Source organism: Collinsella sp. AF23-2, from assembly GCF_003459245.1.
In the GTDB taxonomy this organism is placed as follows: domain Bacteria; phylum Actinomycetota; class Coriobacteriia; order Coriobacteriales; family Coriobacteriaceae; genus Collinsella.
Genome location: NZ_QRVG01000011.1, coordinates 47,083 through 70,742 on the forward strand (window position 1 = coordinate 47,083; position 23,660 = coordinate 70,742).

Here is a 23,660-nt window from a genome sequence, read left to right on the forward strand (position 1 = left end):
ACCCCTACTCCGCAGGGGTATAGGGAATAATAGCAGAGCGCCCGAACGTCACTGCAAGACAGCTCTCGTTCGGGCGCCCATACGGCGCGAATTGCACACGCCGGCTTGATTGACTCGCGTCGACGATTACTCGCCGTCGATGTCGGTCGCGACGGCCTCCTCAATAGCCTCGACGCCTTCGACCGACAGATCCTCTTCGCCGTGGCAGAACTTCTTATCGACCCAGCCGGTCAGAATCGGGGCCATGATGGCCGTGATGATGACGGCGGTGGCGATCTGCGCATACGCGGTGGGCGCAAGCTCGGCATAGCGCGGCGCGACCTCAGCAAGAGCAACCGGCGTGGTCATAGCCGTGCCGGCGATGGTGGAGCAAGCAACGGCGGCCTTGCCGTTGCCGCCGCACAAGCGCTCGAAGGCAAAGGTGATGGGGCCAACGATAAAGAGGGTGATGAGGCCCAACAGAATGCCGGAAATACCGCCGGTGATAAAGCTCGACAGGCTCATGGACGCACCGAGCTGAAATCCGATGACGGCAATCGCGGGATTGGCACCGGGAACCAGCAGGTTCTTGATAAACGGGAACAGGTTGCCCAGAACCATGCCAATAACGAGTGGCAAGATGGAGCCGATAATGGTGCCAATGGGAATGTTGGCGAGGCCGGAAACACCGAGGATGATCATCGTGACGGCGGGGCCAGCCGTAAAGAACAGGATACCGACGGCGCCCTGCTCGGACTCATCGCCGAACTCGCCCATGATGCCCGTATAGAGCGCCATGTTGCAAAACGTGATGCCGCCGATGATAGACACGGAGCTCAGACCCAGGAAGTTGTCGTTAAAGAAATATGCCACGCCCAGGCCGAGAGCCGCTGCGACGACCAGCTTGGGGATCAGCACGACGATACCGGTCTTGATGGCACCCGGCGTGGACTTAAAGCTGATGCCGGCGCCCACAAACAGCAGGATCGCGGCGACAATGGTATTGGAGCCACCGCGGCAGGCAGCCGTAAAGAATCCGCCGATCTCAAAAACCTGCGGGCAGAAGGTGTTGAGCAAAAGACCGACGATCATCGGATAAATCATGATGTCGCCCGGGATGCGCGGGACCTTGAATTTCTTTTGCTCGTTGGTGGTTGCTTCCTGTGCCATGAAACCCCCATTTCCGCTGACGGGATACAAAAGCCCACGTCACGCTTTGCTACAGTAAAGTTTGACCATGGTACCAGAAGAAATAGACCAGCTCGGTGAAAAACTCGACAAGTTGGGATGGAACGAGATTCGGCGCCCGCGACGCCACCCCTATATAAGGCTCAAGACGATATAGAGTACGATGCCCGAGACGCAGCACCACAGCATCGATTTTGTCTTGACCGCCACGACCACGACGCCGGCGGCCGCAATCCAGGGAACCAAGGCAGGCCAGAGCCCCGCGTCGAACGCGCCGGGACTCACCAAGTCGTTGGCGACCAGCGCGGCAAAGGCAGCGGGCGGGATATAGCCCAGGGCCTCGGTAATACGGGGCGACAGGGTCCGCCCGCGCAAGGCGAACGCCGGCGCGATGCGAAAGAACGCGATAGCAGCCCACGACGACAGCCACAGAACCAAGAACTCGTTAACGGGCATCGCGGGCACCTCTTCCGTCAAATACAGCATCGCACGCCAGCGCAATGGCAATGCCGACCACGACGCTTGCCGGCACGGTAATATTCATGAGGCCCAAGAACTTGCATACGGCGACGGACACCGCGCCCGAAACCGCCGCGACAACGTTGCCGCGCGACAACCGCTGCGAAAAGAGTAGACAGATAAAGAGCGACGTGCAGACGAAACTCGCAATAGCGGTGGGAACATCGACAACGGCGCCGACGATGGCGCCCGTCGTACACGATACGCCCCATGTTGCGATAAGGATCACGTTGAGCACAAAGGACTCGCGCGGGCCCCAATCCTCCCCTTCAACCAACTTGGCAAGCGAGATGCCATATGCCTCCTCGGTAAGTGTCGCGGCAACAGCCAGCGTCTGACGCTTCGAGGCGCCCGCCAGATGGGGTGCGATCGATGCCGAGTAAAGCGCAAAGCGCGAGGAGATGGCGGCGACGCTCGCGACGATCGATGCTGCAGGCACGCCCGCCAGCCACAGGTTGCAGATCATAAACTGGCCGCTGCCCGTCACAAACGTGCTGCTCAGAGCAAAGACCATCCAGGGCTCCATTCCCGTCTGCCCCATGATCATTCCGCACGGCGCGCCTATTGCAACATAGGTAAGCATCACTGGCCAGACGATTTTAAAGATCCTAAGGACCATGCCACTCCCATTCTGGTAATTCGTCTGCAGCGCGCCTTGCAACGCAGCAGAAATATCAACCGGTGGCAATAAAGTTCACCTACAATTGCCACCGGATCGAAAGACACAACTTTTTAGGAAGTCATTATGACAGTTATCGATCGAGACCGGGCGCGCGCGGCCTTCAAAAGCTACACCGATGCCTACGACGCCACCAACCCACGCATCGCGCTCAAAATCGAGCATACGTACCACGTGGCCGAGGCATGCGATGCCGTAGCGCGCGAGCAGGGCTGGTCGTCAGAAGATATTGACCTGGCATGGCTTTGCGGCCTGCTACACGATATGGGCCGCTTTGAGCAGTTGCGGCGCTGGGACACCTTTAAGGACGCCGAGAGCATGAGCCATGCAGCGCTGGGCATCGAGGTCCTCTTTGGCGAGAATCCCGCCGATGCACCCGCCGTAACGAGCATCCGCGACTTTATCGATGACCCGGCAGAGGACGAACTGATCCGCGCGAGCATCGCCCACCACAGTGATTTTCGCCTGCCCACGGAACTCGACACCCGTACACGGAGCTTCTGCGAGATCGTGCGCGATGGCGACAAGATTGACATTATGCGCACCATCGCCGACAGCACCGTCGACACCATCCTCAAGGTGGATGAGGACACGTTTCTCGCCAGCCACTTCTCGACACCGGCGCTTACCGCCTTTGACGAGCATCGCTGCGTCGCGCGTGACGAGCGCAACGAGCCGGCGGACTACCTGGTGGGGCTCATCTGCTTTATGTTTGAGCTCGTCCATCCGGCAAGCCGTGCACTGGCGCGCGAGCAAGGCGATATCTATCGCCTGCTCGACGCGCCCTTTGGCATTACGCGACCCTTTACCGACCCCGCCGCGCAGGCAACCTGGAGCCGCCTTAAGGACGAGCTGCGCCGCTGGCTGGCAAGCGCTTAGCACTCGAGCTGAGCCAGCAGTTCCTCAACGATCTCAACGGCATCGCCGACGACCTTGTACTGGGCGGCACCGAAGATGGGGGCATCCGGGTCCTCATTGATGGCAACAATGCACTCCGCCCCACCGATGCCGGCGAGATGCTGGATAGCACCCGAGACACCGATGCTCACGAGGAGCTTGGGCGAGACCGATACACCCGTCTGGCCAATTTGGTGGCGATACTCCAACCAGCCTGCCTCCACAATGGGACGCGTGCAACCAAGCTCGGCACCCAGGGCATCGGCGAGCTTTCGCATCAGGGGCAGATTCTTCTTGGAGCCGATGCCGCGGCCCACCACGACCAGACGCTCGGCATCGGCAATTGAGGCCTGCTGTCCCCACTCCTCGGCGGGAATCGAGATCTCGACGCGGGCCTTAACGTCATCCGCAAGCACTACCTGGGTAATCGTGCCGGAGCGGCTATAGTCAAACTCGGGCGCCTTAAAGATGCCGGGGCGCACCGTTGCCATCTGAGGACGGTGGTTGGGGCAGATAATGGTGGCCATCAGGTTGCCGCCAAACGCCGGGCGCGTCTGCTGCAGCAGACCCGTCTCCGTATCCACCGAAAGCACCGTGCAATCAGCCGTAAGGCCCGTCTGCAGGCGCACGGCAACGCCGGGTGCCAGTTCGCGGCCAAACGCGGTCGCGCCGTACAGAATGGCCTCGGGCTTGCGCTCGGCCACCAAATCGTAGATCAGGCGAGCATAGACCTCCGCGTCGTTCTGACGCAGGCGCTCGTCACGACAGACCAGAACTTCGTCCGCGCCGGCACAAACCAGGTGTTCGAGGTCCTCGAGCGAGCCCTCGGGGCTCATGCCGACCAGTGCCACCAGGCGACAGCCGCGGGCATCAGCAAGCTCGCGTCCCTTGCCCATGAGCTCGAAGGCCACGGATGCCACGGCATCGTGCTTGTCAGTTTGCACGAAGACCCAAATGTCTCGATATGCGTCAAGGTCTACCGCGCCGGCGGCCTCGTCGCGCTCGATCGAGATGGCGTTGACGGGGCAGGCGTCGACGCACCCGCCGCACAGGATACAGCCGTCGGTTACGCGGGCACAGCGATTGGGGCGCTCGCCCTCCACCACAATGCCGCCCGAGGCGCAGGCGCGAACGCAGCGACCGCAGCCGATACAGGCTTCGCTATCGATAATCAGCCCGCTCATCTATGCCATCCCCTCAATAATCTTGGCAAGTTTTACCGCCTGCCCGGACGCCGTTCCCTCGACGGCCTCGCACGTTTGGTCACGGTCGGGCACAAACGAGCGCACGACCTGCGTCGGTGATCCGGCAAGGCCGCAACGCGAGGGGTCGGCGTTTACGTCGGCAGCGCTGGCCACGCGCACGTCTGCATCCTCGGCCGCGCGAATACCGGCAATACTCGGCATGCGCAGCTGGCCAATCTCCTTGGCAGTCGTCATCGCACACGGCATCTCCAGGTACACCGTCTCCTCGCCGGCATCGCAGCCGTGAACGAGCGCCAGCGAGCCACACGTCGTAAATCCCGCGCTCTGCACACAGCTCACGTCGGTCACGCAGGGGACCCCAAAGGCGCCGGCCAGCTCGGGGCCGATCTGGGCCGTATCGCCGTCCACTGCCATCTTGCCGCAGATGAGCAGGTCAAAATCCTCATCGAGTGCCTCGATGCCGCATTTGAGGGCATAGGTGGTGGCTAGGGTATCGGCGCCCGCAAAGGCTCGGTCGGTCAGCAGCAGCGCGTCGTCGGCACCGCGGGCGATGCAGTCGCGCAGCAGCGATTCGGTCGCGGGGATGCCCATCGACACCACCGTCACACGCACGTCCATGCCAAAGCCGATAAAGTCGTCCTTCAGCGCTAGCGCACATTCGAGGGCACTTGCATCGAAGGGATTAATGACCGCCTGCTTGCCATCACGCACGATAGTATTGGTCTTGGGGTCCATCTTGACCTCGGTGCTTCCGGGCACCGCCTTGACGCACACCACCATATGGAAATCACTCATCTTCACGCGCCCCCTTTCTGAACGAGTTCATCCAAGAGCTTCTCCGTAAACAGGTTGCCGCGACCCAGCTGGCCGGCAGGATCGAGCTGGAGTTTGAGACGCGCCGACTCGACCATGGCCTCGTGGCCGTACATCGTCTCCAAGAAGCCCGCCTTGATCTTGCCGACGCCGTGTTCGGCAGAAACGGCACCGCCCATGGCCGTGACCTCGGAAGCCCACTGGGCAAAGAGTTCTCCACCACGACGGTAGTCTTGCGCATCGCGCGGCAGGATGTTCACATGCAGATGGTTGTTCCCGATGTGTCCCCAGGCAGCAGACTCAAGCCCGCTTTCGGCCAGCGTGCGGCGATAGAGGGCCATGACATCGGCAAGGCATGCATTGGGCACCGACATGTCCGAGCCCAACTTGGTGATAGTGGGATCCGTGCGGCGGCGCTCGTCGATAAGCATGTTGACGCTCTCAGGCACCGCGTGGCGGAAGAACCGCTGGCACTCGCGATCGACTTCGGTGCGGGCGACCCATGTCGCATCGTCGCGGCCGCCCGCAAGCTCCAGCACCCATCCCAGGTGGTACAGCTCCTCGGTCGCCTGCGCCTCGTCGTCGCAGTCGAGCTCCACGTAGACACAGACCTTTGCCTCGTCGTCGAGCGCCGGCAGCGAGGCAAACGCCGTCGACTGCTCGCGCTGGCGACGTAGAATATCCAGGGCGCCAGCATCGAAGTACTCGATGGCAGCCGCATGGGACAGGACAGGGCGCACGGAATCGGTAAAGGACACCGCCTTGTCCTCGCTATCGAAAAAGCAACTCACACCCCATACGACCGAAGGTGCCGCCTGCAGGGCGATCTCGAGCTCGGTAATGACGCCGAGCGTGCCGCACGCGCCGATAAAGAGGTCGATGGCGTCCATATCGTCCGCAACGAAATAGCCTGAGGCATTTTTTGTCTCGGGCATGGTATAGCCGGGAAGATCGAGCTCGAGCGTACGGCCCGCTGCCGTCACGAGCGACAGGTGGCGGTCCTGGGCAAAAGCCTCGCCGCGCTGAAGCTCAAGCAAATCGCCATCAGCCAGCGCGACGTGGAGTCCCGTGATATGCGGGCGCATGGGACCGTAAGCGTAGCTGCGGGCGCCTGAGGCGTTGCATGCCGCCATGCCGCCCAGACAGGCAGATGCCTCGGTGGGATCGGTGGGAAAGAACTGCTCGGGGGACTCTTGGAACTCCTCGTAGGCCTCAAGCGATGCCTGGTCCCAACCAGCGGTCGGCAGTACCTTCTTGCTCAGCTGCTTACGCAGCTCCGAGAGCACAACGCCCGGCTCCACGCGCAGCAGAAATTGGCCTTGTTCATCGCGGCGAAGGCCCAAGTAGCGATTCATACGGGAAGTATTGAGGATATGCCCACCGTGGGGCACGGCACCGGCGGCAAGGCCGGTTCGGGCGCCCTGAACCGTTACCGGGACACGCTCGGCATGGAGCGTTTCCAAAATGGCACGGACCTCGTCTTCCGTTGTCGGAAACGAGATGCTCGATGCTTCGCCCGATGCGCGAGATTCGTCGCGGCCATACTCTTCGAACTCGTCGGTGAAGGGTTTGATGGTTGCAGACACGCGAACTCCCCCTTTATCTAACTACAGTGTTTGCAGGGAGATGTTACCGCATCGTTTCGTCGACGTGTTCGAAACCGTCTCCATAATTGGCGATTTTTACGTTTGCGCAATTCGGCGAGCGGCTGGATTTCCTCGGCAGACGATGCTTTTGACAAATATCGCCCCGCCGTCGCCGACCGCTCGATTGTCGCTCGAAAAAAGTTGAAGTAATTATTTCCATCTTTTACCTGCGGAGATGTCAATCCGTCAAGCATTTGGTCAGAAATTGGTCAAGTAGCGGCTGATACGGTCGGCGTCGACAGCCAAAACCGATAGAAGTTTTGGCCCCAGAAGCAGGGAGGTTCCCATGGCATATTACTGGCCCCAGTACGGCGTCGCCATCGAGGTCGACGACGATCCCTATCTCCTGCCTTTCGACGAAGAGGCGTTCCCCGAAACGGCGGTCTACCACGTCACCACCGATGTTATCTGCGACCCCGAGTCGTTCTCGGCGCTCGCCCACCACATCGCGCGTATCCACGACATCGAGCTCCCTCACGACTTTGACGAGCTCATCTACTCGCGCCGCCTGATGCTTCACATGCTCTTTGGAGCGGACCCGTCCACGTTCGCACGTGTCTACACCACCAAGGACGCCGCATGAGTGCGAAGAAGCCGCCCCGCCTCGCAGGACTGGGGCGTCGCAAGAAACTCGTCGTTGTCTGTCTGGCTATCGTCTGCGCCCTTGTCGCCGTAGGACTATACGCCTGGCAGTCGCAGCCCGTGCCCGAAGCGGGCGCCTCAGTCACGACGGCAGAGGGTAAATCGCGACAAGAAATCCAAGATGAGCTCGATGCCATCGTCCGCGACAACATGATGACGATTTCGGTCGCGCCGGTCGCTCAGCTACAGGAGGACGGCAAGCTGCGCGTCAACGTGCAAAACGTCCAAGACAATAAATTTCCCCAGCGATTCCGCGTCATCCAAAACGACGAGACCATGTACGAATCCGGTGTGGTCGAGACCGGCAAGACAATCGAGACGTGCCCCGCCGGCGACATCAAAGAAGGCGAGGCATACATCGAGATCCAGGCACTCGATGCCAAGACCCTCGACAGCCACGGCAATCCGACACGTGTCAAGGTACGGGTTGAGCAAGCCGAGAACTAGCTTTTTCGACCGACGCGGCACCGCACGCAATTCACCAGCATTCGTCCAATCATCGCGGGGACGGCCCGCGGCGAATAGAAAGGAACGACCATGGACATCACCAGGAACATGAACGGAGCCAGAGCGCTCGTCGTGGGCGCAGGGCTCGCGCTCTCGCTCGCAATGGGCGCCGCCCCGACGCCAGCTCTGGCAGCCGGGCGCGTTGGAACCACAAAAGTAATGGTCAGGACCGAGATCGACAACGTAGAGTTCAAAGTTCCGACGGTTATTCCCTTCGTCGCCAAGGCCGACGGCACGCTTCAGGGCCCCTCAGAAGACGCGACCACCATCGACAATCATTCGGCCTACGGCATCCATGTCACCAACATGAAGATCGACGCCATGAACACCTGGACCATTGCCGCCGACGCCAAGGCCGGAACCGCGCAGAATTCCATCGACTTTAAGGTCGGCCCCAACGGCGCACTCCAGAACGCCAGCGCCGCAATGCAGGAGACGGGCCTCGATCTTTCCAAGAATGCAGCCTTCGACATGGGCTACCAGGGCATTGCCGGCGGCACGGACAAAATTAAGCTCAAGACAAGCGGAAACGTCGCCCGCGTCACGCGCGACATCTTCCGCGTAACCGGCGAAGGCGATCAAGTTGCAACGATCACCTGGACGGTCGAGCCCGGTGCGCACACGGCATAAGGCCGTCGCCCTGGCCACCGCCGTCAGTATCCTAGCGTTTGGGCCAGCCATGGCCTTTGCCCAGCAAGAACAGGCGCAGGCCGCCACGCAGGTGACGGTCGACCTCTCGGAGCTCGACCGCGGCAACTGCAAGGAACCGTTGGCACAGACAGACGACAGACGATGGCTCTTGGCAGCAGGCGCCACGACAGCAGGCGCGGGAACCGCCGGCCTCGGTCTGCACATCAAACGCAGCCAGAAACGAAACACGGACAGGCCGCACTAAATTAGCTAAGGAGACCCCATGGCATCGAAGAACCTTTTGCCCGTCGTCGCACTCTGCGGCGCGCTCGCAACCGGAACGCCTGTCGCCGCTTGGGCGACTCCCGTCATGGCAGACTCCTTACCAGCAGCCCTAAGCTCCGCACCAAATCCGTCGAGCGCCATTGCGTGCAAGCGTTTTTCGTTCGCACAGGCCGCAATCTCAACCTCGGGATGCCTTCGTCGTAATACGGACGGCTCGATAGTCGTGGATATCAATCGTTCGAACAAGGCAAACGGCTCCCAGGCGGGGTGCGCCGTCTGCACGTGGCGCTCGGTTGTGCTCGATGCAGATGGCGATCCGTGCGATTTGGGGTTGCGCATCGATATCGCTTCGGTCGATGACTCGGCGAACGGAGCGAAGGTCGCCTTCGACGGTGCGTTTTTCGAGAAAGGAGGCGGTATATGTCTGGGCTGCGCCGCCGCGAATGCAGACGATGTGCAGCCCACCCTCTCATTCACGGCATCGCTGCGGCTGACCAAGGCGGGCACCGATGCCATCGCGGCGGGAGAAGCATCCCTGCTGTTCTACGCCGCCAGCACCGAAGACACAGACATTCATTTCGAGAAGCCAGCCGGATCGCTCAGCCTTACGCGCGGGACGGAGGCAGGCCCTATTGCGATCGATACCCACACGCTAGGCAGGCAACGCATTCTTGCCGACCCGGCGCTTCTCGAGATGGAGTGGAACGGATCCGGAGCCGTCGGGATTGTCCCCTCCGCGCTTGACGCCAAGACGCTCCCCTCAAACGACGAACCCATCAACGCAACCATACAAGAAGAGAGCACGGACAAAGAAGCAGGTGCGGGCGACACGCCGTCGCCGACAAACAGCGTCCCAGCTTCTTTCGAAGCACCGAATGAGCCCGCTACCGGTCCAAACGATCCCGAGCTCGCGGACAGTCTGGGGCTTGCTGATCCTCAGGAGATCGATGAAGGTAACTGCTGCGTGCTTGCCGCCCTCGACCACACAGAGGTCATCGATGCTGCAAACATCGAAGTTGCCGCCGCCAATCAGCCCGTCCGCAAGTCGGCCATCATCGCATTTCCCGAATCCATCGAAGTCGTCTTTTTGCCATCGGGCGAGGTCGTGGCCCCAACACTGCTCACCTTGTTGGGCGCCAAGAATACTCGAAACGAAATTAAAAAGGTCACGGTTGTCGACCCTGCAACCACCGCTAAACTGCGTCTATACGCCGTTGCCCCAGACGGAGGCAAGACCTTGGAATTCGATGGCGACACACTTCTAGCCTGGCGACGTCTGGACATTATGCAAGACGTCTCGTATCAGATCGAACTCGAAGGGTTTGATCGTGCCCGCGATGCCAATATCATCGCCGCGGCTATTGAATCCCCGCAGCGGCTTATGACACTGCGCTTTGACTACTACCCCTATGTCCCGACAACCACCTGAGGCTTAAATGCTGCGCATCATTCCTAATACCACTTATATAACGTATTAGATGAGTCGCGATGTGCCTCGCATTTCGTTCTGCTACGATTGCCACGTTGGCATCAATACAGGAGGGCTCATGCCGGGCTTGGGAACAATCATCAACGTTGCGCTTTTAGTTGCGGGCGGTCTTTTGGGATTAGCGGGCGGCCGCTTCATTACACCGCGCATCCAAGACACGCTCATGAAAGCATCGGGGCTGTGCGTCCTGTTTATCGGCCTGGGCGGCACCATGCAAAAGATGCTCATCATCGATGGAAAGGCGCTAGCGACCACCGGTACCACCATGCTCATCGTCTCATTTGCGCTCGGCTCGCTCATCGGCGAGGCCGTCAACTTGGAAGCCGCCATCGAGAACCTTGGCGAATGGCTCAAGCGCAAGACTGGCAGTGAGGGCGATAACGAGTTCACCAACGCTTTTGTCTCGACTTCACTCACCGTGTGCATTGGCGCCATGGCCATTGTGGGATCGATCCAGGACGGTCTGCTCGGCGACTGGTCAACGCTTGCCCTCAAGGGCGCACTGGACTGCATCATCGTCTGCACCATGACGGCCTCGCTTGGCCGCGGCTGCATCTTCTCGGCCCTGCCCGTCGCCGTGTTCCAGGGGACGATCACGTTGTTTGCCGGCGCGCTCTCCCCCATCATGACCACAGCTGCCCTCAACAGCCTTTCGCTCGTAGGTTCCATGCTCATCTTCTGTGTCGGCGTCAACCTCATCCGTCCTCAGACCTTCCGCACGGCCAATATGCTTCCCTCCGTCGTCATCGCCGTCATCTACGCCCTCCTGTTCTAAATCTATCAACGCAGCGGCATCTCGAACATCTGTTTGATGCTGTGCTATGATATGAGGTCACCGTAGCTGTGTTCGAGAGGAGGAGCGGTGGCCGACCAGGACATCAAGATGCTCATCGAGCGCATCATGGCCGAGGCCCGGACCCATCAGTCCGCCCGCTTCTCAAACGAAACCTACGCAGACGAGCCGATTCTCAAAACCGGCCGACAGATGCAGAATTTCCTCCCCGACCAGTACCGTAAAATGCGCGAGATATCGCGCTGGCAGGATGACCCCAAGGGCGGTGCGGGCCGCTGGCTTTCGGAAGCCGAGCTTTTTTACCGCCAGGGCCTGCTGATGGCCGACTTTGAGGACGACTGTCCCTACAACGGCACCTTTAAGTCGTACTTTCCCACCTACAACGCCATGAGCGACCGGCAGCTGCGCGGCTACTTTACCTGGCGTGCCCAAGTGCGCCGCGGAACCGTCGAGGAAACGTCTACGTCCTTTGCCTTTCTGTATCTCTATGAGCTGATCTGCGGCATTGGCGTAGATGATCCACTCGATGGTTTTAACAAGATCAGGGCTTTTTGGGATGTCTATCGCGCCTTCGAGCCCGGCATCGACCGGTTTGCGCGCGTGTGGCTGCAAGATTACGCCGTGTTCCACGGGCTCGACCCCAAGCTGCTTCGCGACTCTAAAACCGTCATGTTCGATAACGCCCTTATCGAACTGCGGCGCGCGGCACGAGACCTTGTACCGGCACCGTCCGGCCAGACCCCTAAGCGTCGCAAAACCTCCGAGCCCACGCTCCCCCTTCCGCCCGATGAGGTGCGCGAGGAGCGACTCATGGCCGCCATCAACGCCCTCTCCACGTACAACCTAAGTAGCTCGCGGCTCGACCGCAGCCACCACCGCGATCTGCGCCACGTGGCGTGCGCCGTGTATGTCCGCATGGCGCGCTACTATGACACGCACCGAAAGACCGGCATCGTGGCAAGTTTATTTGGGGAGGAGACGGCAATGCCCTACACCATGTTTGCCTCGGCCGTATTCTTTGCGCCCGAGCGCCACGAGGACTGCGAATACCGTCTGGACCCCATCCATATCTACCGTTGCCAAAACGGCTTTTGGGAATGCATGCGTATCCACGGTAGTAGGCAAAAGAGCAGCAAGCTCGGTGAAATGATGCGCGCCTGCGACCAACGCCTGCGCCTGGCGCTGGACCCTGCCCATCCCCTTAAGGAAGAAAAGGTCCCCAAATATCTGGCCAAGATTATCGATGACGAGATTGTGGCATGGCTTTCGTGGGACGCCGCACACCAGCCCGTCAAGATCGATATCGATCTGAGTCAGCTGGGGCATATTCGGAGCGCCGCCGCACAAACGCGCGAGGCGCTTTTGATTGACGAGGAACGCGAGGACGGCTCGTCCGCAGAAGCCGAGGCAGCGGACTCAGGGCAACCGGAAGCCGAGCCCGTAGCCGACGCGATGGTCGAGGCGGTCGCGGCGGCTGCAGGGCAGGACGAGTCCGACGAGCCGACCATATCCACCGAACAGTTTGGTGTCGTGGCACCGCTTCTCGCGCCGACGCCCACGTTCGCAGCTGCTACGCCCGCTGACGCCACAAACGAACTCGCGCCCGCCGCAAACGCCTATCTCCGCGCTCTGCTCGAGCACAACGCAGTACAGGCGGAATCGGCGGTAGTGCAATCGGAGCAGAGCGAGGACATGCTCGTCGATACCATCAACGAGGCGCTCTTTGACCTGGTGGGCGACACCGTAATTGAATTTAGCGCAGCAGGGCCGCAGATTATCGAGGACTACGAAGCAGACGTGAGAGGATACCTAGACCATGAGTGATACCGCATCCGCAGCACCTCGCGTGCCCAAGCGCGTCGCTGCCGTCATTCTCAACTCGCTCAAGGGCGGCGTGGTCCCGCGCATCGGCCTTCCTTACATCACCGTAGGGCGCGAGGTCGAGATCCGCGCCCTGCTCACCGATCTGAGTCTCATCGCCGACGGTGGCGCGAGCTTCCGCTTTCTGGTCGGTCGTTACGGCGCCGGCAAGAGCTTTTTGCTCCAGACTATCCGCACGCACGCCATGGGCGAGGGGTTCGTCGTCGCTGATGCCGACCTGTCGCCCGAGCGCCGCCTGCAGGGCGGTCAGGGACAGGGCCTTGCCACCTACCGCGAGCTCATCCGCAATATATCGACCAAGACGCGCCCCGAGGGCGGTGCGCTCAACCTTATTCTGGATCGCTGGGTCGCCTCGTGTGCCGACGTCGACGAGTCGGTCGTCAATGCCCAACTGGCCCCGCTCGAGGAGATGGTCCACGGCTTCGACTTCACCCGCATGCTCCGCCGCTATCGCATGGCCGCATCCGGGGGCGACGAAGAGACCATGAGCCGCGTGACCAAATGGATTCGCGGCGAATACCGCACCAAGAGCGAGGCACGCGCCGAGCTGGGCTCCTCGACCATCATCAGCGATGACGACTGGTACGACTACGTTAAGCTCATTGCGCGCTTTTTGGTTTGCAGTGGCTACAAGGGCATGCTGGTGCTCATCGACGAGCTCGTGAATCTGTATAAGATTCCCAACGCCATCACGCGCCAATACAACTACGAGAAGATCCTGACTATGTACAACGACACGCTCCAGGGCAAGGCGCAGTACCTGGGCATGATCATGGGCGGCACGCCAACCTCCATCGAAGACCGCCGCCGCGGCGTGTTCTCCTACGAGGCCCTGCGCAGCCGACTCGCTCAGGGCCGCTTTGCGCGCGAAGACCTTAAGGACATGCTCGCGCCCATCATCCGCCTGCAGCCACTCACCTACGAGGAGCTACTGGTGCTCATCGAAAAACTCATGCAGATCCATGCCGGCTACTTTGGCTGGACGCCCACGCTTGCCGAAAACGACTTGGTGGACTTTCTCAAGATTGAGTTCGGCCGCGTGGGAACCGATACGCACTTGACGCCGCGTGAGGTTATCCGTGACTTTATCGAGCTGCTCGATATCCTGTGTCAGAACCCCGATGCAAATGTGGCCGAGCTGCTGCAAGGCGTCGGCGGCGACGCGCTGGCGCCGGCAGCCGCAACAGGCGACACCGGCACCGCAGGCGGCAACCGCAACTTCGCCGAGTTCACCATCTAACCTACCAAAAAGGGACAGGTTTATTTTGGCAGGTTTTATCTGGGCAAACGTTGAAGCAGTAATGCAGCAAGCCGTTGCCAGCCGCGTTGAGAGATTCGTTGTTGAAAGGAGGCCCCGTGAACGCCTTTGACCGCTACGCCCCGTTTATCCAAGACTTCATCTACTCCCACGATTGGGAGAGCCTACGCTCTATCCAGGTTGCAGCAGCTGATGCCATCTTTAACACGCAAGATAATGTGCTCCTGACGGCATCCACGGCTTCCGGCAAAACCGAGGCAGCCTTCTTTCCCATCCTGACCGAGTTTTGGGAGAACCCGCCCGCAAGCGTGGGCGCCCTCTACATTGGCCCCCTCAAGGCGCTCATCAACGACCAATTCGTCCGCCTCAACGACCTGTGCGAAGAAGCCGATATCCCCGTCTGGCACTGGCATGGCGATGTCTCGCAATCACACAAGGCCAAACTCATCAAAAAACCGAGCGGCATCCTACAGATTACGCCCGAGTCGCTCGAGGCGCTCCTGATCCATAAGCACATGGCGATCCCGCGCATGTTTTGCGACCTGCGCTATGTGGTTATCGACGAAGTCCATTCGCTCATGCGCGGCGACCGCGGCGGGCAGACGCTCTGTCTTATCGAGCGCCTCTCGCGCATGGCAGGCGTGCAGCCCCGCCGCATTGGCCTTTCGGCCACCATCGGCGACCCCGAGCGCACGGGCGCCTTTCTCTCGCAGGGAACGGGGCGCGACTGCGTTATCCCCCGCTTTGAGGAACCGCACCGCGTGTGGCGCATCTCCATGGAGCACTTCTACAACTCGGGCCCCCAGGCTCAGCAACGAGGATTCGTAGGCACAGGTCCACAAGAAGCCGAGGTGCTTGCTTGCGAGCGTATTGAGACGGCGGCGCCCGCGGCGCTGCCCGCATCCGGACAAGACATGTGCCACAGCGGACAGCTTACACAGGAAGAACACCGTCAACGTCGTGAGCAGGCGCGGGGCAAGGCCGCTCCCAAAGACCGTCGCACTTCCTCGGCCCCCGAGGGCGAAGTCGACATCCCACGAGCGACCGAGCAGGCGCTTCTCAACCCCACCGACACGGCGCCCGACAACGCCGACCCCGGCATGGGCTATATCTTTGAGCATACGCGCGGCCGCAAATGCCTGGTCTTTGCCAACTCGCGCGAGGAGGCAGAGGCCGTGTGCTCCATGCTGCGCAGCTACTGCGAGAGCCGGCACGAGCCCGACCGTTTTCTCATCCATCACGGCAATCTTTCGGCATCGCTACGCGAGACGGCCGAGGAGCTCATGCGCGACGAGGAGCAGACGCAGACAACCGTCACCACCTCTACGTTGGAGCTCGGTATCGATATCGGCCGCCTGGAGCGCGCCTTCCAGATTGACGCGCCGTTTACCGTTAGCTCCTTTTTGCAGCGCATGGGGCGCACGGGCCGTCGCGATCTTCCGCCCGAGATGTGGTTTGTCATGCGCGAGGAAGAGCCCGAGCCGCGCACGATGATGCCCGAAACCATTCCCTGGAAGCTCCTGCAGGGTATCGCGCTCGTACAACTCTATCGCGAGGAAAAGTGGGTCGAGCCACCCAAGCTCGATCGTCTCCCCTACAGCCTGCTCTATCACCAGACTATGTCGACCCTCACCAGCACCGGCGAGCTCACGCCGGCCGAACTTGCCCAGCGCGTGCTCACGCTCAGCTATTTCCACCGTGTCTCGGCAGACGATTACCGCGTGCTGCTACGTCACCTCATTAAGATCGACCATATCCAGGTCACCGAAGGTGGCGGGCTCATCGTGGGTCTCGCGGGCGAGCGCATCATCAACAACTTTAAGTTCTACGCCGTGTTCCAGGAAAACGAGGAGTTTACCGTCCGGAGCGAATCGGCCGAGCTGGGCACGATCGTTAATCCGCCCCCGCCCGGTGAGCGCATCGCCATCGCCGGACACTGTTGGATTGTCGAGGAAGTGGACTGGAAGCGCCACACTGTCTTTGCCACGCAGGTCAAGGGCCGGGTGCCGGCCTACTTTGGCGACTGCCCCGGCGACATTAACACGCATGTGCTCGAGCGCATGCGCAAGGCGCTCAACGAGCACGCGACATATCCGTACCTTATGGGTAACGCACGGGCCCGCTTGGCGCAGGCTCGTCATACCGCCGAGATTTCGGGGGCGGGAACCAAGCCGCTCATTAACCTGGGCGGCGATACCTGGGTGCTCTTCCCCTGGCTGGGCAGCTACGCCTTTTTGGCGCTCGAGCGCATGCTCAAGATTAAATGTGCCGCGGAGCTGGGCCTTCGCGGGCTCGATCCGTCACGCCCGTACTTTATGCAGTTTAAGATGAAGGCCGACGAGGAGACGTTCTTTGAGGTGCTCGCCGCCGAGGCCGAAAAGGACTTCGATCCCATCGAGCTCGTCTATCCTGGCGAGGTGCCTTACTTTGACCGCTACGACGAGTTTGTTCCCGAAGAGCTCGTGCGCAAGGGCTTTGCCGAAGGCGTGCTCGACATCGAGGGTATGAAGCAGCGCGTTCTCGGCTGGCGCGACCACGCCTAAGACCAGTCTTTTTTGGGACGGGGAGACTTACTTGTCGTGAAGGACGGTGCCGAGGAAGTCGGTGTCGAAGGGCACGGCTTCGGCAAAGGCGTAGTCGCCGTCGCTGGCGATGAGCAGGTAGTTCTCCTCGCCGCCGAACTCCGTATCGCCACAAGGCGCCACCCAAGCGCGGTTGAACACCTCAAGTGCCGTGGCAACGCAATCGCGCAGGAACGTCACATCGCTCCCCTCGTTTGCGCTCACGATATTGGCAACGTAGATGCCGCCGGCATTCAGGCTGCCCCGCACCAGGCGCAGCGCCTCAACGGTCGCCAGCTCGCGCACAGGCTCGGCACCGCCAAAGCAGTCGCTCACAACGACGTCGTAGCGACGATGGCCCACGCTCGTCACACCCAGATACGAGCGAGCCTCGGCGGTAATCACCCGCAGGCGATCGCCCACCGTGTGCTCCAGTTCATCCAGATAGAACCAACGGCGCGCCAAGCGCGTTATCTCTCCGTCATACTCGATGACGTCCATACGCAAGCCCTCATGCGACAACAGTGCAAACTTGGGATAGGAAAACCCACCGCCGCCGAGCATAAGCATGCGGTCGATGCCGTGACCATAAGCGTCGCGCATTGCATCCTCGGCCTCAAACACATCGTCAAATGCACGATAGTACGCAAAGGCCGGCTCCGCCCAACGATCGCCAACATAGCTCGCGCTTTGGTAGACGCCGCCCTGCACGAGCACACGGACCTCGTCACCGCCCTCATTGTGCATGCGCTTCACCCGCGCCAGCCCGTTGCGGGTCCTCGCGACCTGCAAACAGGCAGCGCGAACAGCGACGGCGGCCGCACCAAGCGCCGCGGCTCCCAGGGCAACGCCGGCAACGACGCCGGCAGAAACACTTGGCTTGTTCATCTAGAGCTCCTTCTGCAGATAGAGTCCATGGTCATAAAACCCAAGATGGCGATAGTACTCGCGCGTACCAATCGCGCTGATCACGTTGATGTGCGTATAACCGGCATCCCGAGCTATCTGGCACGCACGCTCCACGAGCAAACGTCCCAATCCATGGTGCTGCGCCGCCTGACCCTGGTCGCCCACGCGCGCCGCCATACCGTACACGTGCACCTCGCGAATCATCGCCTCGTCCGGCGTCGTCGGCAGCTCGTCCACATGCGCGGCAACAAAAGCGCGATCGGGCAGCGACAACCGCAAAAAGCCCGCGATCTTGCCCCGCGGCGTCACCCATTGCAAAAAGTGCTCGTAAGTCACCGGCGTCTCGTACGCCACTTCCTCATCAAGGGTCAACTCGTCCAGGTCGGCACCCGCCGTGCTGATCTCGCGATAGCGAATCTCACGCACCGTCGCACCGTCACCCCGAGCAGCCAGGCGGTTCTCGACGAGCTGACGTAGGTTGGGCTTCTTGTTGCCCACCATGATGTCGTCGGAGCTAAAGTCGCGAATCATACGGCTGATGCGGCAGAACGCCGGCGTCACCACGATGTCGTCGGCCAGCACATCGAGCAGCTCTTCCTCGGTATAGGGGCGCCACTCGCCACGCTCATAGCAGCCCACCAGACGCGAGCCCTCGATGAGCGCACACGGGTAAACCTTGACCTCGTCGGGCATAAAGGCCCCTTCGGTCATAAAGCGCTCGTAGTCGCGCTTGTCCCCCTCGGGCGTGGCGCCCAGCAAGTTGAGCATAAAATGCGCGTGGATCTTAAAGCCAAACAGGCGCGCAAGCGAAAACGCCCGCTCGATCTGCGCCACCGAAATGCGACGCTCGTTGATATCGAGCAAATGCTGGTCGAGGCTCTGGATACCCATCTGAATCTTGGTGCAGCCCAGACGGCGGATAAGCGTGAGGGCCTGCGGCGTTACGGCATCGGGGCGCGTCTCGATAACGAGTCCCACCACGCGATGCTTCGCCGTCTCGTTGATGCGCTGCTGACGCTCGAGCTCCTCCATCGTTGCCGTCTGCCACTCGGTGACCTCGCCCCACGGCGTACCGGGGCCGTACAGACGACGCACCGCGCGGTTATAGCCGCCCACGGCAACATCCACACGCTCCTGCTCGTCGGCAACGCCGGCAGCGAGCTTGGCCTCGTCTGTCGCAATGCCGGCAGCCCGATAGCGCTCGCGGCGCTCTGTTACCACCGGCGGCAGGGCATCGGCGGGAGCGTCATCGAGCAGGCGCCCCGCCTCGGCACGGCTGATGCCCGGACGCGCCAACATGGGGTTTGCCGCCACGCCCGCCACCGCATCATCATTGAGCGCACGGAAGAGCTCCGACATAAACCATGCCTGATACCCTTGCGAATAGTCGCTCCAGGTACCGCCGAGCACGATGAGCTCGATCTTGTCGGTCGCATGCCCCATCTGCGAAAGCGCCGTCAAACGGGCGCTCACCTGCAGATACGGATCGAAGCAGTTTTGCTCCGCACGGGCGCACGCCGGCTCGGCGTGCAGGTAGCTTTTGGGCATGCGCAGATCGTTGGGGCAAAACAGGCAATCGCCCGAGCATGGCCAGGGCTTGGTGATGACGGTAATGGTCGCCACGCCCGAGGCCGTTCGGCGCGGCTTCATACGCAGCACCTGCAGCAGTTGGCGTTCCAGATCGGCATCGACATTCCATCCAGCCCAACGAGCCGGCTCCTCGCGCTTCACCCGCTGGTAAAACGGCAGCAGGCGGCGCTTGGCCAAATCGCGTTTGTCGGCGCCCTCACGGCGCGCCTCGGCATGTATCAGCTTGACGAGTGCCTTGTCGTCCACGGTCTCGCCGCGACGCAGAGCCTCGAGTATGTTCAAAATAATCTGTTCCATGCCCCCATTGTAAAGGCAAAGGCGCCGGAGCCAGTCACGGCCCCGGCGCCTCCATCAAAGAGCATGCCTATATGCACCGATCTCCGAAAACCGCATGTCACACCGATTCGAACGACATGTCGCCCGAACCGACCTTAAAACGATACGTTGCAGACTTGTCACCGTTGTCGAATTCAGCATTCAATATGGTCTCGCCATCGTAGCCAAGCGGAAGGAAATCGCTCTCAAAGTCACCGCTGCCCACGGTGAGGCTCGCCTTAAAGCCCGTAGAGTTCGGAACCGATATCTCCACATCGCCCGAGCCCACGCTTACGTCCATCGACTTCGCGGGGGCCTGGTAGAGCTCGAACGCCACATCGCCCGAACCGACCTCGGCATCCAAGGTGTCGGTTACGGTGCCCGCAAACTCGATGTCTCCCGAGTCCAAAGTCAAGTTGAGGTCATGACACGCAATGTCCGTGACCGTCAGATCGCCCGATCCTACATTCGCTGTAATGCCCACCATGTTATCGGCAACTTCGCGCGGCAGTTCGACGGTAACCGTGCGGTCAATGGCGCGCTCGTCATCGCAATCGAACTGGCGAATCTTGAGCGCAGAACCCTTAACCTCGGCCAGATTCTGAGTGGCAGCATCGTAGGTAGCTACCCCCTTTGCAACACGACCGCTCTCGATGACACGCACCTGCCCGCCGGAAACGCACTTGATCTCAACCTCACCCGATGTCACATCCAGGTCAAGGGACTGGAATGAGTCGGCATCAAACGTTTCGCTCGAAAGCTGCCGAGACTGAGCGGAATAGTTACCGCCATCCAAAGAATCGTCCCCGTCAACCACATCGTCCATACCGGACAAACCGGATGCAATATCGCCGAGATCCCACGGGCCATCAAAATGAAACAATATCCGCGAAGTGCCAAAGATAAGCCCGATGATGAGCACGAACGCTCCGATACCGACGCCCAGGCGGACCTTGGACTCATGCGAGAGCTTCATCATTCATCACCTTCTTTGGCGCTCGGCTCAGCGGCGGTCGAGGAAGCCACGTCAGTATCAACCGCAGCGGAAACATCCTGAGCCTTAGCCGCCTCCGGCGCCGGACCAACCTGAATATCCCCGCGTGCCCAATCGCCATCGAGCGCACGCGCCACCCAGTGATAGATGGGGATTGTAAAGAAGATCAGCGCGGCAAAGGAGCCACCAAACAGGAACATCAGCAAAAAGAACAGCAGCCAGCACACGGCCCAATACGGAAACGACTGGAACGGACCTTTCACCGGAGTCGAGCCAGCTGCGCCGCCACTCGTCACCTGCGCCGTAGCGGCATTGGCGGCCTGCGCGCTCCAGCTTGCCGCTTGCGCCGCCTTGGCGGCGGCATCACTCGCCTGTGTTGCCGCCTCGGTAGCACGTGCCGCTGCCTCATGGGTACGGGCGCGCTCCGCTGCCTCGGCCTCGCGCTGACGGGCGCGGTCCTCGTTCTCAAACTCGATATCGTCCTCGATCTCATCGCTCGGATTAAGGAGCTCATCCAAACTCACGCCATAGAGTTTTGCGAGCGAGATCAGGTTCTCGGTATCGGGCGAGCTCTCCGCACGCTCCCATTTACTGACCGCCTGGCGCGACAGCCCCAGCTTTCGCGCCAGCCCTTCTTGGCTAAAACCCTTGCTGCGACGAAGGTCGGCGAGCCGCTGCGCAGTTTCTACATTCATGGTTCCTCCTATGCGATGCCAGCCGTGCCGCCGGACCGTTTTTGTTCTTAAGGCGCCTTGCACAGTTAAAAATCTATCCGCCACCGCCAAAAGCATGCCACCTATTCTAGTGAGATTTTTGACAACCGGCGGTTGCGGGCATATATGAGCTGCGGAAATGTGTCCAAACAAAGCAATGACCCGCAGCTCGGTTGTCCCCGTTGCGGCGTTAACGGTAGTATGGTCGTACTGTTTATTCCGCACCGCCAACGGAGGGAGTTCCGCGCCGTGAACCGCGATTTCGCCTCATCGCTCATTCAGCTCAACAATACGTTCTATCGCGAGCACTCCGCCTCCTTCTCCGATACGCGCCAGGCACCGTGGCCCGGCTGGGTACGCACCATGGACATAGCGCTCGAGCAGCTCGACGTCGCCACGATCGAGCATCCCGTCCGCGTCTTCGATCTTGCCTGCGGCAACATGCGATTCGAGAACTTTGCCGCCGGCGGCGCACTTTCCGCCAAGGGCGTCGACGGCGCAAACCCCTCGGCAGACGCCAGTTGCCCGTTTGAGTTCTATGGTGTTGACTCGTGTCAGGATTTGGCTATCGATGCGCACGGTCACGCCCTGCGCATTCCCAACCTGCACTTCCAGGAACTCGACGTACTCGATGCCCTCATGAAGCTCAACCCCGCCGAGACACCCGACGTGCTTTTCGACGCCCCGCTCGCCGACATCTCGGTCTGCTTTGGCTTTATGCACCACGTGCCGTCGTGCGAGTACCGCGTACGCGTGCTCGACGCCCTGGTGCGCCAGACGCGCCCAGGCGGCATCATCGCCATCAGCTTTTGGGAGTTTATGAACGACGAGCGCATGGCGCGCAAGGCCGTTCGCGCCGAAGCCCGCGCCGAGCTCACCCCGCCGTTTGAAAGTTACGATTCCGCGCAGTTTGAAGCCGGCGACCACCTCATTGGCTGGCAAAACGACCGCCACGCCTACCGCTATTGCCATCACTTTGACGATCAGCAGATCACCGACCTGGTGCGCGGCGTGCGCACATTCTACAAGAGCGGCGAGGTCCCCGTGCGCGAGCTTGAGCGCTTCCATGCCGACGGTCGCAGCGGCGAGCTCAACCGTTACGTGATTCTCAAGCGCCTGTAGGCATCGGCGACTTGCCGCCGAGCCGCACCGCAACTTTCGGGCAAGCTATGCCCCACCCTTTTCAACCCATTGATGGAACGTGCTGCCATGCGTTCCATACTCATGATCAAGGAGCCTCATGGGAGCCGTCCACGTTCGCACGCCTAAGAACTTTGTGCTCGAGGAGCGCCTGGAGCGCTACGCCGATGCGATTGAGACGAACCCCGAGGCCTATGCCGGAGATTGGCGCGAGGCTTGCGCGCCAGTTGGCAGCAAGCCCTTCGAACACCTTCACCTGGATCTTGGCTGTGGCAAGGGAACGTACCTTGTAGAGCGCGCGGCCCACGAGCCAAACACCCTCTTTATCGGTATGGACCAGGAGCCCATCTGCATCGCCTATGCCGCACAGAAAATCTGCGAGCAGGAGCTGTCCAACGCACTCGTCCTGCCCCGAGGCGCCGCATCGCTGCCGCAGCTGTTTGCCGCAGGCGAGCTCGATGCCATTACCATTAACTTTCCCACGCCGCAGCCCAAGGCCAAGTACGCCAAAAAACGACTCGTCCATGTCGACCATCTGATGCTCTACCGCCCGCTCTTTTCAGCCGGCGCCACCGTCACACTGCGAACCGACAGTAAGCCATTGCGCGACTACGCCCTGGGGCAGTTTGCCGCGGCCGGCTACGACACGCTTTGGGTAAGCGACGACGTCCGCCGCGACCATCCCGAGCATCCCGAGACCGAGTACGAATGCCGCACGCGCGAGATGGGTGCCGTCGTCTATGGCATTTGCGCCACACCCGGCGCGCAGCCCAGCAATGAACAGCTCGCGGCGGGCCGCGCGCAGGAGCAAAGCCTTGCCTGCTACCTGCCCGAAAACCTCGATGAGCTCACCTATGTACCTCTGGGCATGGAAGAGGCCGTCGAGAACTTTAGAAACCGCGCCCGCAAAGGCAAGAAGCGCCTGCCGCAAGAGTCCTAGGGGCTTCTGATGGTCGCGGCGTCGGCAAACAAGCGCAAATTGGCGCCAGACACTATGACCCAATCCGAGGGCACTAAAAAGATAGGA

The 23,660-nt window shown here is 60.9% G+C and carries 22 protein-coding genes; 12 read left to right on the forward strand and 10 right to left on the reverse strand.

Annotated features, from left to right (window positions below):
• Positions 1 to 126: 126 nt before the first annotated feature.
• From DWY03_RS05930 to DWY03_RS05940, 3 genes are all read right to left on the reverse strand, one after another.
• Positions 127 to 1,149: a 2-keto-3-deoxygluconate permease gene (locus DWY03_RS05930; protein WP_117840160.1), complete on the reverse strand. Its 1,023-nt coding sequence runs from the start codon at positions 1,147 to 1,149 to the stop codon at positions 127 to 129.
• Between the two features lie 150 nt (positions 1,150 to 1,299).
• A complete protein-coding gene (locus tag DWY03_RS05935) occupies positions 1,300 to 1,623 on the reverse strand; it encodes an AzlD domain-containing protein (protein WP_035137063.1) in 324 nt (107 codons plus the stop codon).
• Positions 1,613 to 2,305: an AzlC family ABC transporter permease gene (locus tag DWY03_RS05940; protein ID WP_117840161.1), complete on the reverse strand. Its 693-nt coding sequence runs from the start codon at positions 2,303 to 2,305 to the stop codon at positions 1,613 to 1,615. The genes DWY03_RS05935 and DWY03_RS05940 overlap by 11 nt, the downstream gene beginning before the upstream one ends.
• A 126-nt stretch (positions 2,306 to 2,431) precedes the next feature.
• Between DWY03_RS05940 and DWY03_RS05945 the strand changes: the two genes are divergently transcribed.
• Positions 2,432 to 3,244, forward strand: coding sequence for an HD domain-containing protein (locus tag DWY03_RS05945; protein ID WP_117840162.1), 813 nt, complete (start codon positions 2,432 to 2,434; stop codon positions 3,242 to 3,244).
• On the opposite strand, the gene DWY03_RS05950 is transcribed toward DWY03_RS05945, so the two are convergent.
• From DWY03_RS05950 to DWY03_RS05960, 3 genes are read right to left on the reverse strand one after another with little or no spacing between them, the layout of a single operon-like run.
• Positions 3,241 to 4,446, reverse strand: a complete 1,206-nt coding sequence (locus DWY03_RS05950; RefSeq protein ID WP_117840163.1) for an electron transfer flavoprotein subunit alpha — start codon at positions 4,444 to 4,446, stop codon at positions 3,241 to 3,243. The two genes, DWY03_RS05945 and DWY03_RS05950, sit on opposite strands and share 4 nt — an antisense overlap.
• Positions 4,447 to 5,262, reverse strand: coding sequence for an electron transfer flavoprotein subunit beta/FixA family protein (locus DWY03_RS05955; protein WP_117840164.1), 816 nt, complete (start codon positions 5,260 to 5,262; stop codon positions 4,447 to 4,449). It lies immediately after the preceding gene.
• A 2-nt stretch (positions 5,263 to 5,264) separates the two neighbouring features.
• Positions 5,265 to 6,866, reverse strand: a complete 1,602-nt coding sequence (locus DWY03_RS05960) for an FAD-binding oxidoreductase (RefSeq protein WP_117840165.1) — start codon at positions 6,864 to 6,866, stop codon at positions 5,265 to 5,267.
• A 346-nt stretch (positions 6,867 to 7,212) separates the two neighbouring features.
• Between DWY03_RS05960 and DWY03_RS05965 the strand changes: the two genes are divergently transcribed.
• The 9 genes from DWY03_RS05965 (at position 7,213) to DWY03_RS06005 (ending at position 16,954) form a co-directional block, all read left to right on the forward strand.
• Complete coding sequence (locus tag DWY03_RS05965) at positions 7,213 to 7,509, forward strand: hypothetical protein (RefSeq protein ID WP_117563502.1); 297 nt, start codon at positions 7,213 to 7,215, stop codon at positions 7,507 to 7,509.
• Positions 7,506 to 8,015 (forward strand): hypothetical protein, encoded by a 510-nt coding sequence (locus DWY03_RS05970; RefSeq protein ID WP_117647479.1) that lies wholly within the window; start codon positions 7,506 to 7,508, stop codon positions 8,013 to 8,015. The genes DWY03_RS05965 and DWY03_RS05970 overlap by 4 nt, the downstream gene beginning before the upstream one ends.
• 90 nt (positions 8,016 to 8,105) lie before the next feature.
• Entirely contained in the window at positions 8,106 to 8,705 is a 600-nt protein-coding gene (locus tag DWY03_RS05975) for a hypothetical protein (RefSeq protein WP_117563504.1), read from the forward strand.
• Complete coding sequence (locus tag DWY03_RS05980) at positions 8,689 to 8,970, forward strand: hypothetical protein (RefSeq protein ID WP_117563505.1); 282 nt, start codon at positions 8,689 to 8,691, stop codon at positions 8,968 to 8,970. Before DWY03_RS05975 ends, DWY03_RS05980 begins: the two co-directional genes overlap by 17 nt.
• Before the next feature lie 18 nt (positions 8,971 to 8,988).
• Positions 8,989 to 10,419 carry a hypothetical protein gene (locus DWY03_RS05985; RefSeq protein WP_117840166.1) on the forward strand — a complete coding sequence of 477 codons (1,431 nt, stop codon included), beginning with the start codon at positions 8,989 to 8,991 and terminating at the stop codon, positions 10,417 to 10,419.
• Between the two features lie 118 nt (positions 10,420 to 10,537).
• Positions 10,538 to 11,254, forward strand: coding sequence for a DUF554 domain-containing protein (locus tag DWY03_RS05990; protein WP_197032801.1), 717 nt, complete (start codon positions 10,538 to 10,540; stop codon positions 11,252 to 11,254).
• Positions 11,255 to 11,341: 87 nt separating this feature from the next.
• A complete protein-coding gene (locus DWY03_RS05995) occupies positions 11,342 to 13,096 on the forward strand; it encodes a TerB N-terminal domain-containing protein (protein WP_231500792.1) in 1,755 nt (584 codons plus the stop codon).
• Positions 13,089 to 14,393 (forward strand): ATP-binding protein, encoded by a 1,305-nt coding sequence (locus tag DWY03_RS06000; protein WP_117840167.1) that lies wholly within the window; start codon positions 13,089 to 13,091, stop codon positions 14,391 to 14,393. Before DWY03_RS05995 ends, DWY03_RS06000 begins: the two co-directional genes overlap by 8 nt.
• A 116-nt stretch (positions 14,394 to 14,509) precedes the next feature.
• The gene (locus DWY03_RS06005) at positions 14,510 to 16,954 is read left to right on the forward strand and encodes a DEAD/DEAH box helicase (RefSeq protein WP_117563508.1); all 2,445 of its coding nucleotides are present in this window, start codon (positions 14,510 to 14,512) and stop codon (positions 16,952 to 16,954) included.
• A gap of 27 nt (positions 16,955 to 16,981) precedes the next feature.
• Here the strand turns inward: DWY03_RS06005 and DWY03_RS06010 are convergent, their stop codons facing one another.
• From DWY03_RS06010 to DWY03_RS06025, 4 genes are all read right to left on the reverse strand, one after another.
• Positions 16,982 to 17,860 (reverse strand): spermidine synthase, encoded by an 879-nt coding sequence (locus tag DWY03_RS06010; protein WP_117563509.1) that lies wholly within the window; start codon positions 17,858 to 17,860, stop codon positions 16,982 to 16,984.
• A complete protein-coding gene (locus DWY03_RS06015; RefSeq protein WP_117840168.1) occupies positions 17,861 to 19,768 on the reverse strand; it encodes an elongator complex protein 3 in 1,908 nt (635 codons plus the stop codon).
• Between the two features lie 97 nt (positions 19,769 to 19,865).
• The gene (locus DWY03_RS06020; protein ID WP_158549067.1) at positions 19,866 to 20,762 is read right to left on the reverse strand and encodes a DUF4097 family beta strand repeat-containing protein; all 897 of its coding nucleotides are present in this window, start codon (positions 20,760 to 20,762) and stop codon (positions 19,866 to 19,868) included.
• Positions 20,762 to 21,475 carry a helix-turn-helix domain-containing protein gene (locus DWY03_RS06025; protein ID WP_117640543.1) on the reverse strand — a complete coding sequence of 238 codons (714 nt, stop codon included), beginning with the start codon at positions 21,473 to 21,475 and terminating at the stop codon, positions 20,762 to 20,764. The genes DWY03_RS06020 and DWY03_RS06025 overlap by 1 nt, the downstream gene beginning before the upstream one ends.
• 267 nt (positions 21,476 to 21,742) lie before the next feature.
• Between DWY03_RS06025 and DWY03_RS06030 the strand changes: the two genes are divergently transcribed.
• Together DWY03_RS06030 and DWY03_RS06035 are read left to right on the forward strand one after the other, a co-directional pair.
• A complete protein-coding gene (locus DWY03_RS06030; protein ID WP_117563514.1) occupies positions 21,743 to 22,615 on the forward strand; it encodes a hypothetical protein in 873 nt (290 codons plus the stop codon).
• Between the two features lie 118 nt (positions 22,616 to 22,733).
• A complete protein-coding gene (locus DWY03_RS06035; RefSeq protein WP_117647468.1) occupies positions 22,734 to 23,573 on the forward strand; it encodes a tRNA (guanosine(46)-N(7))-methyltransferase TrmB in 840 nt (279 codons plus the stop codon).
• The last annotated feature ends 87 nt before the right edge of the window (positions 23,574 to 23,660 follow it).